At 68.7% G+C, this 14,700-nt stretch carries 12 protein-coding genes; 7 read left to right on the forward strand and 5 right to left on the reverse strand.

The features are described 5' to 3' along the window. Positions 1 to 344 precede the first annotated feature (344 nt). Both NA12_RS22405 and NA12_RS22410 read right to left on the reverse strand, forming a co-directional pair. Positions 345 to 1,136, reverse strand: a complete 792-nt coding sequence (locus NA12_RS22405; RefSeq protein ID WP_067454735.1) for a TIGR03084 family metal-binding protein — start codon at positions 1,134 to 1,136, stop codon at positions 345 to 347. A 99-nt stretch (positions 1,137 to 1,235) separates the two neighbouring features. Then, on the reverse strand, positions 1,236 to 2,591 hold the full coding sequence (locus tag NA12_RS22410; protein WP_067454738.1) for a DUF445 domain-containing protein: 1,356 nt from the start codon (positions 2,589 to 2,591) through the stop codon (positions 1,236 to 1,238). Between the two features lie 164 nt (positions 2,592 to 2,755). Here NA12_RS22410 and NA12_RS22415 point away from each other — a divergent pair, with 164 nt between their 5' ends. From NA12_RS22415 to NA12_RS22430, 4 genes are all read left to right on the forward strand, one after another. Beyond that, positions 2,756 to 3,352 carry a 3-hydroxyacyl-CoA dehydrogenase NAD-binding domain-containing protein gene (locus NA12_RS22415; protein WP_067454741.1) on the forward strand — a complete coding sequence of 199 codons (597 nt, stop codon included), beginning with the start codon at positions 2,756 to 2,758 and terminating at the stop codon, positions 3,350 to 3,352. 152 nt (positions 3,353 to 3,504) lie between these two features. Beyond that, positions 3,505 to 5,328 carry an HSP90 family protein gene (locus NA12_RS22420; RefSeq protein ID WP_243654781.1) on the forward strand — a complete coding sequence of 608 codons (1,824 nt, stop codon included), beginning with the start codon at positions 3,505 to 3,507 and terminating at the stop codon, positions 5,326 to 5,328. Then, complete coding sequence (locus NA12_RS22425; RefSeq protein ID WP_067454744.1) at positions 5,328 to 8,156, forward strand: hypothetical protein; 2,829 nt, start codon at positions 5,328 to 5,330, stop codon at positions 8,154 to 8,156. Before NA12_RS22420 ends, NA12_RS22425 begins: the two co-directional genes overlap by 1 nt. A gap of 18 nt (positions 8,157 to 8,174) precedes the next feature. Beyond that, positions 8,175 to 9,944, forward strand: a complete 1,770-nt coding sequence (locus NA12_RS22430) for a serine/threonine-protein kinase (RefSeq protein WP_067454747.1) — start codon at positions 8,175 to 8,177, stop codon at positions 9,942 to 9,944. 317 nt (positions 9,945 to 10,261) lie between these two features. Here NA12_RS22430 and NA12_RS22435 read toward each other — a convergent pair whose 3' ends face one another. Continuing rightward, entirely contained in the window at positions 10,262 to 10,882 is a 621-nt protein-coding gene (locus tag NA12_RS22435) for a TetR/AcrR family transcriptional regulator (RefSeq protein ID WP_067454750.1), read from the reverse strand. A gap of 83 nt (positions 10,883 to 10,965) precedes the next feature. On the opposite strand from NA12_RS22435, the gene NA12_RS22440 reads away from it, so the two are divergent. Genes NA12_RS22440 through pgfA form a run of 3 tightly spaced genes read left to right on the forward strand, consistent with a single transcriptional unit; the run spans position 10,966 to position 13,016 of the window. Further along, complete coding sequence (locus NA12_RS22440) at positions 10,966 to 11,745, forward strand: Rv1157c family protein (RefSeq protein WP_067454753.1); 780 nt, start codon at positions 10,966 to 10,968, stop codon at positions 11,743 to 11,745. A 30-nt stretch (positions 11,746 to 11,775) separates the two neighbouring features. Beyond that, the gene (locus NA12_RS33215; protein ID WP_082844323.1) at positions 11,776 to 11,946 is read left to right on the forward strand and encodes a DUF2613 domain-containing protein; all 171 of its coding nucleotides are present in this window, start codon (positions 11,776 to 11,778) and stop codon (positions 11,944 to 11,946) included. Beyond that, the gene (gene pgfA, locus NA12_RS22445; RefSeq protein ID WP_067454756.1) at positions 11,943 to 13,016 is read left to right on the forward strand and encodes a cell envelope lipid trafficking protein PgfA; all 1,074 of its coding nucleotides are present in this window, start codon (positions 11,943 to 11,945) and stop codon (positions 13,014 to 13,016) included. Before NA12_RS33215 ends, pgfA begins: the two co-directional genes overlap by 4 nt. Positions 13,017 to 13,049: 33 nt before the next feature. Here pgfA and NA12_RS22450 read toward each other — a convergent pair whose 3' ends face one another. Continuing rightward, a complete protein-coding gene (locus NA12_RS22450) occupies positions 13,050 to 14,213 on the reverse strand; it encodes an RNA polymerase sigma factor (protein ID WP_067454759.1) in 1,164 nt (387 codons plus the stop codon). Then, positions 14,210 to 14,617 (reverse strand): YciI family protein, encoded by a 408-nt coding sequence (locus NA12_RS22455; RefSeq protein ID WP_067454811.1) that lies wholly within the window; start codon positions 14,615 to 14,617, stop codon positions 14,210 to 14,212. The genes NA12_RS22450 and NA12_RS22455 overlap by 4 nt, the downstream gene beginning before the upstream one ends. Positions 14,618 to 14,700: the final 83 nt, after the last annotated feature.

Below are 14,700 nucleotides of genomic sequence, written 5' to 3' on the forward strand. Positions count from 1 at the left end.
CGGCGGCCCGGCCGCGACCGGCCACTTTGTGGCCGCCGCTCCCTAGGGGTCGCGGGGTTCGTGGGTGAGTTTGTGGGGTGTGATCAATTGCCCGCTACTTGGGTGACCTTTGAGTCGATGTTTGTTGAGGGCGCGCTCTTGCCGGGGTGAATGAGACGAGAGACATCTGTGTTCCGGCTGCTGGGCCCGCTGCCTGTGGGGGTGGTCCGTCGGTGGTTCGAGCAGACTCACTTGGTCCACCGGCGATCCTGGGCGTTACCTCCCTCTACTTGACCCAGCGGGCCGCGGCCTTTGTCGCTGCCCCCTGAAGTCTTTGCTGCTGGGGTAGGCGGAATTCGGGGTGGTCAGGCGAATTGGCCGGGGGTGCGGCCTGGGCCGGGAGGGCCGGCGAAGGCTTGGGCGATGCCGAGCCAGTGGTCGGCGTCGGGGCCTTCGGTGGTCAGGGCGGTGTCTTCGCGGTGGCGGCGTTGGGTTGCCACCAGGCAGAAGTCGATGGCTGGGCCGGTGATGCGCTGGGGGGCGTCTTCGGGGCCCCAGGTCCAGGGGGTGCCGTCGGGGGCGGTCAGTTCCACGCGGAATTCTTCGGTGGGGCCGGATTCGCCGTTGACCAGGTAGGCGTAGTTGCGAGCGCGGACGCTGATGTGGGCGACGGTGCGTAGGCGGGCGGTGGGGACGCGGGTCGCGTCGAGTGCGTCGGCGACGTCTTGGCCGTGTGCCCAGGTTTCCATGATGCGGGCCGAGATCATCGACGCGGCGCTCATCGGCGGACCGAACCACGGCAGTTTGGTGCCGGGGGGCACGGCGGCGAGTGCGGCGATGAGCTGTTCGCGGCCCGCGCGCCAGCGGACCAACAGCTCGGCGGGTGGTGTCCGCGCGATTTCCTCGGCGCCTTCGTCGACGAGGGTGAACGCGCGCGACGCGGCCTCGGCGAGGAACGCGGTGAAGGCATCGGCGTCGGTGGCGGCGAGTATCGACACCTCGTCGGTCCAGGTCAGGTGGGCGATCTGGGTGGCGATGTCCCAGCCGGGCGCGGGTGTCGGCGTCTTCCACTGCTCGGGAGTCAGCCCGGTGATCAGGTTTTCGAGATCCGCGCATTCGGCGGCGAAATCGTCGAGCAGCGCTGCGAGGTCAGCCATGGAGTTCCCTTGCCGATCATGGCGCGACCCGGTGCCGGTGCGCCGTCGTCACCAAGAGTCGCAGCGACGGTCAAAAAATGCAAGCACGCATGCTTGTTATTACCAGCCGAAGGTCAGCAGGTGGAGTGCGCCGACACCGATACCTAGCGCCCCACCGTGTAGGTACAGCAACCACGCATCCTGTTCCACGGAGGCGTAGAACATCTCCATGAACTCGCCGGGCGTCAGGGTGCGCAGCTTTCGCGCCGCGAAATCGTCGATCTTCTTCGCCTGTTCCAGCACGAATTCCTCGTCGGCGACCAGCGTGCGGGCCGAAACCAGCCCGGCGCCCGCGCCCGAGACGGCCAGATTCTCGAATTGCTTCTTGCCCAGGGCGGCTCGCACCACGAACGCGGTGGCGCCGAGCTGGCGGTGGATCTCCTCCGACACCACCCGTTCGATGAGCTGACGGGTCTTGTCCCCGTTCGGCCCCTCCAGGAGCTCGACGGACAGGTTCTCCACGGTCAGCACCTGGTAGGCCAGGATGTGCGCGAGGTCGGTGGCGGCCTGGGGCTGACGCTTGGCCAGCAGCGCCTGTCGCCACAGATACTTGTAGCGCGGCTGCGGATCGCCGGGCTCGAACACCATCTTGATCGCGATCACGTTCACCGTCACGCCGATCATCGCCGACGCGAACAGCACGATCACCCAGGCCGGGATGGCGCCGAAGTACGGGATCTTCGAGTGCACATGCAGGTACAGCGCCAGGATCAGGCCGAAGGGCGCGCCGAGCAGACCGATCCGCGCCATGAACTTGAGCTCCGGCGCCGCGATGGTGGTGGTCAGGTCCTTCAGGATCGCCGGGTTCTTCTCCAGGTACCGGATCACGAAGTTCTTCACGTCGAGCAGCTGGTCGATATTGTCGCCGAGGGTCTCGAACGCGCGACGGCACAGCGCGGGCAACTGCCGGTCGACCCGCTGGTAGATGGCCTGTTTCACGGCCTTGGGCAGCGAACGCCACAGGTCGGGGTTCTCCCGGTTCATGATCTCGTCGACGATCGGCGCCACCTGATCGCGCGCCCGTTCGGCGAGATAGTCGCCGATCCCGTCGAGGTCGAGTTCGTGAATGAAATCGCGCGGGCTGCCGATCCGCAACAGCGCCGAGTCCACGCAGATACTCGCCATCTTCTCCGCGCGCGCCGGGATGAAGCCCTGGAAGCCGAGCATGCGCCCGTCACCGGAGAACGTGGGCAGCACCTGCACGCGCCGCGGTAGATACGGGTACAGCACGTGCAGCATCGGCACGCGGAAGCCCTTGAAGTACAGCGGCCAGAACAGCATCAGCACGCCGGTCCAGTTGGTGAGCCAACCGGCGAGCGCGCTGAAGATGGGGAAACTGATCAACTCGACGACGAATTTCGACTGCCCCGTCAGCTCTTCCCAATCGATGAACAGGCCGGAGGCGAGCGTGGTCATCGAGGAGCCCCCTAGTGCTGACGCGCGAAAGACGTGAAGACGTGAGGATAAGGCAACCACATTCTGACCGGTCCTGACGGGGTGTCAACGCTGGACGGCCACGTAGGCTGGCACTACGTCCGCGTCACCGAGTTCTTCCCGTCGCCTGTGCAGAGGGAGTCGCTGTGAGCATTGTTCCGAGCAATCATGTCCAGCGCCCGGTCGCGGTGATCGGCGGCGGTGCCCAGGGCAGACGAATCGCGCTGATGTTCGCCACCAGGGGCGGCGAGGTCCGCATCATCGATCCCGATGGCGAGGTCGGCAACGCGGCGGTGGCCTTCGTGGAGCAACAGCTGCCCGAGGTGGCCGCCTCGGTCCCCGACGGTAAGCCCGGCACCGCGGAGTATGTGCCCGATCAGGCCATCGGGGTGAAGGGCGCGTGGCTGGTGATCGAGGCCTTGCCGGAAAACCTGGACCTGAAGAAGAAGGTGTTCGCCCAGCTCGACAGCGACGCCGACGCCGACGCGATCGTCGCCTCGAACTCGTCGTTGTTCGCGAGCCGGTTGTTCACCACGGGGTTGAAGACCAATGACCGGATGCTCAACACCCACTTCTCCATGCCGCCGCGGTCGACGGTCCTCGACGTGATGTCGGACGGTCACACGTCCGAGGAGGTCCTCAACTTCGTCCTCACGACCTTCCCTCAGTACGGCCTGCACCCGAACCTGGTGCGCGAGGAGTCGACCGGCTTCGACGACTATCCCGAGCCGAAGCGGGGCTGAGCCCGTGATGAGATGGCGGCGGGGTAGTCGTCGACCCGGCTGACCTGTAGCGCGCAGGCGCGGCGCCTGCGCGGACCCGGCGATGCCGATCACCGAGCCGCTCGGAAACCGTGGCCACAGCCGTCGCAGATCCGGTTACAGTGACCCAGCGGATGGTCAGCGTTTGGGAGGGAACCCCGGTGGAGCAGGTATTCCAGGTCGACTTGCGGGGCATCGTCGACCTGCTCAGTCATCACCTGTACGGCAGCCCGCGGGTCTACGTTCGCGAATTGCTGCAGAACGCGGTCGACGCCATCACCGCCCGCCATGCCCTCGACCCGCGGGCTCGCGCGCAGGTCAGGATCGAAACGCCGGCGAGTACCGGCGACGGCACCATCCGCGTTCACGACAGCGGTATCGGCCTGACCGAGGCCGAGGTACACACCTTCCTGGCCACGATCGGCCGCAGCGGCAAGCGCGACGACCTCGGTTTCGCCCGGCACGAGTTCCTCGGGCAGTTCGGCATCGGCCTGCTGTCGTGCTTCCTGGTCGCGGACGAGGCCGAAGTGCTCACCCGGTCGGCGCGCGGCGGCCCGACCGTGCGGTGGACCGGGTTCGCCGACGGTCGCTATCGCGTCGAGCCCGCCGCGCGCGAACGCGATGAACCCGGCACCACCGTGACGCTCGCACCCCGCCGCGGCGCCGAACAGTGGCTCACCCCGACGACCGTGGTCGAGCTGGCGCGGCTGTTCGGTAGCCTGCTGCCGTTCGAGGTCACCGTCGACGGTGTGGCGATCACCGAGCCCGAAGTCCCCTGGCGCGCTACCCATCCCACTCCGTCGGACCGCGCGTACGCGCTCGCCGCGTACGCCGAGGACACCTTCGGCTTCACCCCGTTCGCCACCTTCGATCTCGCGTGCGCCGAATCCGGCGTCACCGGTGTGGCTTTCGTGCTGCCGCAGCCGGTCAACCCGGCGGCCAAGGCCGGGCATCGGGTGTATCTGAAGCGAATGCTGTTGGCGGAGAGCGTTACCGGGTTGCTCCCCGATTGGGCCTTCTTCGTCCGCTGCGTGGTCGACACCACCGAGCTGCGCCCCACCGCGAGCCGCGAAGCCCTCTACGAGGACGACCTGCTGGAGAGCACGAGGGCAGCGCTCGGCGACCGGATCAGGGACTGGCTGGTGGAACTGTCCACCTCCGATCCGGCCGCGCTGCACCGTTTCCTGCGCATCCACGATCTCGGGGTGAAGGCGCTCGCCCTGCACGACGACGACATGTTGCGGCTGGTCGACCGCTGGTTGCCGGTGGAGACCAACGCGGGCCAGATCCCGCTCGCCGAATTCCGCCGCCGTTTCGGCGAGGTCCGCTACACCCCGTCGGTGGAGGAGTTCCGTCAGCTCGCCGCGGTGGCGGGCGCCGCGGGTATCGGCTTGGTGAACGGCGGCTACTCCTATATCACCGACATTCTCGAGCGTTTGCCCGCGATCGATCCCGAAATCCGGGTGCGCCGCCTGGATCCCGCCGAGCTGGCCACCCATTTCGACCTCGTCGATCCGGCGACCGAGCTGGCGCTTCGTCCCTTCCTGACCACCGCCCAGCGCGTGCTCGACCGGCTCGAATGCGAAGTGGTACTGCGCACTTTCGATCCGCCGTCGCTGGCCGCGCTGTATCTGCTCGACCGCGATGCCCAGCATCGTGCCGAACTGCGCGCCACCCGCGAGGTCGCCGACGAACTGTGGGCCGATGTCCTGGGCGCCTTCGATACCGACCAGGGAGGCGACCGGCCGCAGCTGGTGCTCAATCACCGGAATCCGCTGGTACGTCGCATCACCGGGCTCGCCGATGCGCGCCTGGTCACCACGGCGGTGGAGGCGCTCTACAGTCAGGCGCTGCTGCTGGGCCAGCATCCGATGCGGCCGGTCGACACCGCGCTGCTGAACAAATCGTTCGTCGGGTTGCTCGACTGGGCGGTTCACGATCCGAGCGGAGGGTTGTGATGTCGGACGCCGACACACCCGACGACCTGCAACGGCTGCTGTTCCAGGCCTACGACATGCCCTACGGCGACGCCAAAGACGCACTGCTGGAACAGGTGTTGCGGCACGCGGAGGCCGGCGCGCACGCCGAGCTCGCGTTCCACGTTCGCATGGCGATGATCGACGCGTACGGCCACGGGATGAGCCCGGCCAAATTGTTCGTTCCGTTCGCCCGCTGCCTGGCCGAATACGATCGCGACCCCGGCGCCCACGAATCGTGGGTGGCGCCGTCGCTGCGGTGGAAGTTCAAGACCGCGGTGGGCGCGATGACGAGATTTCCCGAGGTGCCGATGGATCGGGCGATGGCCGCCCTCGATCAGATGGAACGGCGCTACCGGGTCGAGGGTCAGAGTCTGAACGCGGTCTACGGCCGCAGGCATCGGGTGGCGGTCCATATCGGCGACCTCGACGCGGCCGCGCGGTGGTACGAAAGATGGTGCACCACACCGCGGGACGAGAACTCCGACTGTGAGGGCTGCGATCCCACCAACCGCGTCGCCTGGTTGGCGAGCCAGGGCCGCGACCTCGAAGCCGTCGAACTGGCCGCCCCGGTGCTGGCCGGCGAACTCGGCTGTTCCGAACAACCGCAACTCATCCTGACCGAACTGATGTTGCCCTACCTGCGCACCGGCCAACTCGACGCGGCGCGCAGCGCGCATCGCCGCTCCTATCGCCTGTTGCGCACCAAGCCGCAGGATCTCGCCGCGATCGGTGACCACCTCGAGTTCTGCGCGCTGTCGGGCAATCAGGTGCGCGGCCTCGAACTGCTCGATCGCCACTTCTCCTGGCTCGATCGCGCGCCGAGCCCGAAAGACGCCCTCGCCTTCCTGACCTGCGCGGCACTGCTTCTGCGCACCCTCGTCGACGCGGGCAACGGCGATACGATGTTGCACCGCCCGGCCGCCACCGGTCGCCCCGCCGCCGAATCGAGCGCGCGCGCACTGCAAGTGGAGCTCACCGACGAGGCACTGGCCATCGCCGCTCGCTTCGACCACCGCAACGGCACCGAGCACCAGACCGCGTCGGTCCACAAGAAGCTGGCGAGCGCACCGATCGTCGACTATCTGCCCCTGTCCGCGGCCGCCGCGCATCGGATGCCGGTCGAGCCGGGTCCCGCGGCGGACGGCGAGATCCCCGAGCTCACCACCGCCGAACTGCTCGAACGTGCCGAGCGGGCGGACGCCGAGCACGCGCTCGCCGAACTCCGGGTGCTGGCACCGCGGCTGGCGGCCGAGCCGGAGCCGACCGATCCGGGTTCGGCCGGTCGGCGCGCCTCCGCGCTGGCCGGCGCCGCCTTGCAGACAACCGATCACGCCGAGGCCGAATCGCTGTTGCGCCGGGCGGCAGCGTATTTCGCCGAGACGGGCCAGCAAGATCGTCGACAGGCCGAGCTGGGGCGGCTCGGCCTGCTGTTGGCCAGGCACGGCGACGGTACGGAAGCCGTTGGGCTGCTGCGAGATTCGCTGTCGCACCTGGGGAAGTCATCCGAGCCACGGACCAGAGCCATCGCGACGCTACGGCTTTCCGGCGGACTGTTCGCCCTGTTCGATCGCGGGGAGCTCTCCGACGACGACGCCGCCGAGCTACCCGCCCTGCTCGACCGGGCGGGAGCCGATGCCGCCGAATCGGGCGAGGACATCCTGCTCGGCAACGTCGCCCGGCACCGAATGTATCTGCACCAGAACAATACTGAACTCGCCGATGCGGTGGCAGCCGGACAGGAGGCCGTCGCGGCGTATCGCCGGGCCGGTCAGGCGTGGCGGATCGTCGACGCGGCCCAGTACCTGGCCGGAATTCATCTCGACGCGGGCGACCCGGTCGCGGCGCTGGAGATGATCGACGAGGCAGCGCGCCTGGTCGACGCCGACGTCCCCGACAACGTGCGTCTCATCGTGTCTGCCCGGCGCGGTGCGCTGCTCATCCACCTGAGCAGGCAGGAGGAGGCGGTCAGCGAACTGCTCATCGCGATCGCGATCGGTCTCGCGGCAGGCAGTCCGCAGGTGCCGTACGCGCAGTGGGATCTGGCGCTCGCCTACCGCGCCCTCGGTCACCTGCTCGATGCCGCCGACCAGGTCGAAGAGGCCATCGCGGGACTGGAGCGGGCCGGTGCCCTCGAGCAGGCGCGCAGCTGCCGCTTCCTGCTGGTCGGCCTGCATCGCGAGCTGGACGAGGACGAATCGGCACTCACCGTGCTCGACGAGATCATCGAATTCGACCGTGCCACCGGCGATCTCGGCGGCGAATCCGCTGTTCTCGTCGAGACCGCCGATCTGCTCGATCTGCTCGATCGTGATGCCGAGGCGGCCGAGCGCTACGTGCTGGCCGCCGAGGTCGCCGAGAGGTTCGGCGATCCGGTGCGGGTCGCCTACTGCCGCTACAGCGCGGCGCTGTCGTTGCACTGGACCGGCGACTTCGACGCCGCGATCACGGCCATCACCGCCGCCGACGCCGCGATCGCGAAACTCGCCGCCGCCCAACCGGATACCGAACTGCTCACCTGGCACACCGCCCGTCACCAGCACAACGCCGCCCGAATCCTGCGGCGCGCGCAACATCTCGCCGATGCCTTGCAGCGCGCCGACGCCGCCGCCGCGGGTTTTCGCGCCATCGACGCCGCCGACCAAGCCACCCGCGCCGATTACGAGCGCGCCGTACTGCTGATCGAGCTGAACCGCCCTACCGAAGCCGTGCGGATTCTCGCCGACGCCGTCGCCGAACTGGCCGACGACCACGCGGCGAAGCCGATGCTGTCGGAACTGTTGGCCGACACCAGAGCTCAGCTCACCTGATCGAAGGAACTACCCGCGATGCAACCGCTCGACCCGAACGATCCGCGGCGGATCGGCGATTACCGACTGCTGGGGGTCCTCGGCGCCGGGGGCATGGGCAAGGTGTATCTGGGCCGGAATCCGGGCGGGCGCACGGTCGCCGTGAAGGTGATCCGCCCCGATCTGATCGATGCCGAGTTTCGGGCGCGGTTTCGCCGTGAGGTCGCGGCGGCCAAGCGCGTCGGCGGCGCTTTCACCGCGCCGGTGCTCGACGCCGATGTCGATGCGCGGGCGCCGTGGCTGGCCACCGGCTATGTCGCGGGAATCTCGCTGACCGACGCGGTGTCCGAGTTCGGGCCGTTCGCCGAGCCCGCGCTGTCGGCGTTGGCGCACGGGCTCGCCGAAGCGCTCGTGGCGGTGCACGCGGCGGGCATCGTGCATCGCGATCTCAAACCGTCGAACGTGATGCTCGCGATCGACGGGCCCAAGGTGATCGATTTCGGCATCGCCAGGGTGATCGCGGATTCCGCGCTGACCACGACCGGAAAGTTCCTCGGCTCACCGGGTTTCATGTGTCCCGAGCAGGTGAGCGGCGAAACCCTCAGTCCCGCCTGCGATGTCTTCGCCCTCGGCGGCGTACTCACCTTCGCCGCCGCGGGCCACGGTCCGTTCGGCACGGCCGAGGTGATGCAGATGCTCTGGCGCATCGTCTACGAGGAACCGCGCCTCGAGGCATTGCCCGCGTCACTGCGACCACTCGTCGCTTCCTGCCTGGCCAAGGATCCCGCCGCCAGACCGACACCGGAACAGGTTCTTTCGGAGCTGGCACACCTCGGCGCGCCCGAACGCTCCGGTTGGCTACCGCCACAAGTGCTCGCGCACATCAGTACCGCCGCGGTCCGCCTGCTCGACCTGGATTCCGGTCCGGCCGACCCACCCGGCGCGTCGCGATCGGACGTGACCGCGACTTCCGCGCCGGGCTGGTCCACCGGGTCCTCGGCCCCGAACCTGCCTCTCGCGAACCCACCGTGGAACTCCGCGACCGGCCCCTCCCTACCCAACGGGCACACCGCCACCGGCGGATCGGCGCCGGTCCCCTACCGGCAGTCCGGCGGATTCACCACCGGTCCGACCACGGGGTCCCGGCAAGCTGCTTTTCATACGGGACCGAATCCGGCCGCGACCGGCCGCGAATTCACCCCGCGTCCCTTTGTGGTCGCCCACAACCCCGCACCACCCCGCGCCACCGAGTCCCGGCGTACCCGCGCGCTCCTGATCGCCGCCGCCGCGACGGTCGCGGTGGCCGTCGCCGTCGGCGCCTACCTGATCGGCACGCAACTCGACGCCCGGTCCACCGGGGCCGCCGCGACGAGCACCGCCCTCGCCGAAACCGCCATCGCCGTCGGCCCGACCACCACCGCGCCCGGGACGACCGCCACCGCGCCCGATTCGACCGTCCCTGGAGCGGCCACCGTCGCGACCGAGTTCGTCGGCACCTGGAAGGGCCGCGCCGCCGACGGCCCTGTGCAGTTCGACATCGAGCTCACCATCGCCGCGGGCGCCGTCGGTCAGGAACTGGCCACCTCCGCCAACACCGGCGCGCTCTCGCACGCCCGCTGCGCTCGTGCGGAAACCCTCACCGAGGCCCGCGCCGACCGCCTCACCTTTCGCGCCAGGCTCACCGAGGGCAGCGGATGCATGGACGAGGGCGCCATCTCGACGGTCACCCTGCAATCCGACGGCACGCTCGCCTACCGAACTCCCGGTTTGTTCGGCGGAGCTATCGCCGGCACCCTGCGGAAAGGCTGACGATGCGCTCCGATCGCACTGGAACACGTTGCCGCCGGATTGCTCGCGGCTGCCTCGACGAACGCTCAGCCGGTCATTTGTCCAGAAGGGATCGTCTGCCCTGGTCGGTGTCCGCGGTGCCGGGAAATGGCCACCGACCTCGGATTGTCCCAGGTGACACCGGTCTCAGAAATTCTCGCATTGCGATCTGGGTCACGAATATGCCAAACTCTCGCCCACACTGTGAAGCCAATCGGTCTCACAATGTCCGGAAAGGTAGTCGATTGAGCAGGCGGCAGGTGCGCGTGGTTGCCACCCTCCCGAGTGCTGCCCTGATGTCAGTCGAACCTGACCATCGCCAGGGCCGCGCCGGTGAGCAGGTCGGCCAGCTCGTCGACCGGCGGACGCGACTCGCGCCGCAGCAGCCATTCGTGCGCCACTCCGTTGACCGCCCCCGTGATCAGCGCGGTGGTCAGCTCCGCATCGCCGCGCAGCCGCACCCCCACCCGCTCCAACGCCTCTTCGATCAGCGCCGACCAGGCATGCCTGCGGGTTCGTCGATGGGTCTCCAGTCGATCGCTCACCCCGACCACCTCGATCAGCGCCACCTGCGCGCGATACGGGTCGGAGCCGAGCGACTCCAGGTACGCGCCGAATCCGGCACGCAGCGCGAGCTGCGGATCGTTCGAGCCCACGGCGACCACCGCGGCGCCGACCGCGGCCGCCGCGTCGTCCTGGATCCGGTCGTAGGCCGCCACCAGCACGTCCTCGCGAGTCTCGAACTCCTCGTAGAACTGCCGCTTGGACAGCCCGGCCGCCGCGCACACCTCGGCGAGCGAGCACGTGGCATACCCGCGTTCGGCGAAGATTCGCGTCGCTGCTTCCAGGAATCGCAGTCGGCGCTCGGCTTTTCGCGCGACGATCGTACGACCCCCATACCGCCTGTCCGCTGTAGTCACCTCTTCAAAGTATCTGAAACCCGGAATAACACTGACCTTTCCGGGTCGCTTCATCTATCCACCGAACAAAGGACGGCCGACCAGTGCTGAGCACCCGAGCATCGCGGACCGCATTGTCCGCCCTCGTACTAGCGGCGGGTGCGGCACTCGTGGCACCTACGCCCACGATGGCTGCCCCGCAGTCCGCCGCGACACAGCCGAGTGTCCCCGCCATCGCCGAGAACGTCCCCTCCGGGGCGCTCGCAGCGCTGGCTCCGACGATCGTAGGCGCGATTTCGGCCCCCGGCCCCATCGCCGACGGCGGACAGGCCGCGATTCTGGCCCAGGCGCGTGTGCTGCTGGCCACCCCCGGCATCCCGGCGCAGGTCAAGGCCACCCTCGAGAGGGTGATCACCTTCCTCGACGGCAGCGGCGGCGGCGGTCCCGAATTGCCGCCTTCGGACGGTCCGCGCATCGCGCAGTTCCTCTACCCGACCATCGGCAAGGGCTGCATCGGCCCGACGTCGGATTCCGTCGGCACCGCACTCGCCGTCCCCGGCCCGGCCACGCTGCCGCCGCCCGGACCGGCCGCGGACCAGACCGGCTTCGTGTTCACCGCGCTCGGCACGAAAACCGCTACGGTCGTGCAGAATCCGCCGATGACTGTGCAGTGGGTCAACCTCGACAACGGTCGCAAGGGCACCCAGGCGCTCACCAACGAGGCGGGCATCAACGCCGACGGCCCAGCCACCCTCACCGCTATCGCCGACACCGGCCACGGCCGGGTCGCTGCCGTGATCACCGGTTCGCTCACCACGGCCACCGCCGACGGTGACCGCACCTGCTCGTTCGCCCCGACCGTCGGGTTCTTCTCCGTCGGCTGAGTCTCGCACCACGCAATTGGAGTTCGATTTATGAAGTTTGTCGTCCCCGGCCTGGTCAGCGGCCTGGCCGGCGCGGTCATCGGGGTGATCGCCGTTCTCGGCATCACCGCGGGCGCGCAACAGAATTCGATCCCGGCGCCCGAGGAGTCCGGTGATCCGGGCTCGTCGCTGCTCGGCAACGTGCAGTACGGCTCGCGATGAGCAACGTACGCAGGCTCATCGCCTGCATCCTCGTCGGTCTCGGCGCGCTGCTGCTCGCGGCCGCCATCATGATTCCCACCTACACGGTCGGCAAGGTCGCCAAGACCCCGCTCGACCTGCGCATCACCACGGTCGCCAAGAGCGTGCCCGGCGAGGAAAGCCTTGTGCTGGACTCGAAGTCGCTCACCGCGACCGAGGGCGCGGCGACGGTGAACACCAACGTGCCGCTCGTCTCGCAGCGCTTCCTGACGGTCGAGGAGCCTTCGGACGCCGACGAGATGACCGTCCAGGCCGGCCAGACCCTGCGTCGCGATGACCGCGACCCCAAGGAGGGCCTGCTCACCGCCTCGGTCGACCGCGTCACCATCGACCGCGTCACCGGCGAGCCGATCGACGCCTCGCCCAACGGTTCGATCGCCGTCACCGCCGACCCCAAGTCGGGTGCCTCGATCCCCACCGAGCAGCAGCGCCGCGGCCTGCAGTACCGCTTCCCGATCGGCACCGAGAAGAAGTCGTACCCGTACTTCGACCTCAATGCCCGCGCCACCTACGACATCGATTTCATCGACGAGTCGGAGATCAACGGCGTACCGGTCTACCACTTCCGCCAGACCATCCCGGTGACGAACATGTGGGATGTCGTCAAGCACCCCTCCCATCAGCTCGCGCTGCCCGCCGCCAAGTGGGGTCTCGAGGGCACCGAGCCGGTCACCATGACCCGCTTCTACACCAACACCCGCGACGTGTGGGTGGAGCCGAGGACCGGCGCGGTCCTCAAGGGCGGCGAGAACATCCACATGTACTACGGCCGTAGCGCCGGGCAGGTCGATGTCTCCGTGCTGAAGTCGCACCTCGTCTTCGACGAGGAGACCATCGAAGCGCAGATGGCCGTCACCCAGGAGAGCCTCGACAAGCTCGACCTGTACGGCAAGACCCTGCCGATCATCCTCGGCATCCTCGCCGCCCTGTTCCTCATCGGCGGCGCGGTGCTCGGCTTCCTGAGCGCGGGCTCGAGTGCGGGCCGCCCGTTCGATCCCCCGACCGAGCGGATTCGTTCCTCGAACCTCTGAACCACCTGTCCACAACTCGGCCTCCCCCGGTCCTCAACCCGGGGGAGGCCGAGCTGCGTTCCGGGGCAGCAGCCTGACCCTGGCCGCTTCGCGGGTGAGGTGATCGCGCTCCGGCACGGTGGTGGCCGCGCGGGCGGCCTCGGCGTACAGGGTGGCGGCGTCGGTGAGCTCGCCCGCGCGTTCGAGGAGATAGGCGCGCACCGCGGTGAGGCGCGGCAGGTTCGGGTCGAGTCCGGCCAGGGCGGCGAGTCCGGCCCTCGGCCCGTCGGCCTCCCCCACCGCGACGGCTCGGTTCAGCCGGATCACGGGGCTGTCGGTGAGAGCGAGCAGTTCGTCGTACCACTCCACGATCTGTATCCAGTCCGTGTCGGTGGTGCTGGGGGCATCAGCGTGTAGGGCGGCGATCGCGGCCTGGGCCTGGTATTCGCCGAGGCGGTCACGCGCCAGCGCGGCCTGCAGAATCACCACCCCTTCGGCGATGAGTGCGGTGTCCCAACGAGATCGGTCTTGTTCGGCCAGTGGTACGAGGCGCCCGCCCTCGGTGCGCGAGGCGCGGCGGGCGTGGTGCAGCAGCATCAGCGCGAGCAGTCCCGACGCCTCGGGTTCAGCGGTGGCGGCGGCGAGCTGACGGGTGAGCCGGATGGCTTCGGCGGCCAGGTCGATATCGCCGCTGTAGCCCTCGTTGAAGACGAGGTAGAGCACGCGCAACACGGTGCTCGGATCGCTGGGACGGTCCAGCGGCAAGCCCGAGATCCGCTTCTTCGCCCGGCTGATCCGTTGCGCCATGGTCGATTCCGGCACCAGGTAGGCCGTCGCTATCTGCCCGGTCGTCAGGCCGCCGACCGCGCGCAAGGTCAAGGCGACGGCCGAAGCGGGCGAGAGCGTGGGGTGCGCGCACAGGAAATACAGCCACAGGGTGTCGTCGGTGGCGGGTACAGGTCCGGCGTCGGGCTCGGCTTCGACGGCGAATTCGCGCCCGCGCCTCGATGTCTCGGACCGAGTCGCATCGAGGAACTTCCGCCAGGCGACGGCGACGAGCCAGCCTTTCGCATCGCGCGGCGGATCGTCGGGCCAGGTGTCCAGCGCTCGGATCAGCGCTTCCTGCACCGCGTCCTCGGCCGCGGTGAACTCGGCCCCGCGGCGAACGAGCACGCCGATCACCACGGGGACGAGTTCGCGCACCAGCGCTTCGTTCATTCGGTCACCGTGGGCAACTCCGCGTAGAACGGTCGCAGTTCCAGCCATTCCTGCACCGGCTCCCCACCCCGGCCCGGCGCCGCGGACAGCTCCCCGGCCAGCTCGATCGCCCGGTCGTAGGTGTCGACATCGATGATCATCCAGCCGGCGATCAGGTCCTTGGTCTCCGCGAACGGCCCGTCGGTCACCGGCGGGCGCCCCGCGCCGTCGGAGCGGACCCAGGTGCCCTGCGTGGTCAGCGCCCGACTGTCGACGTACTCGCCGGTCGTACGCAGCCGCGCCGCGAAATCGTCCATGTACCGCACGTGCGCGGTCACCTCCTCGGGCGTCCACTGATCCATCGGCACGTCGTTGACGGACGCGGGAGCGCCACGGTAGTGCTTGAGCAGCAGGTACTTGGCCATGTTGATCTCCTCGGTTCGTGTTCTCTCTGGGTTGTACCCCTGGGACGGAGCCATCGACGCCTTCTCGACATCCACGGGAAAAG

Source organism: Nocardia alba NBRC 108234, assembly GCF_001612665.1.
Lineage (GTDB): Bacteria > Actinomycetota > Actinomycetes > Mycobacteriales > Mycobacteriaceae > Nocardia > Nocardia alba.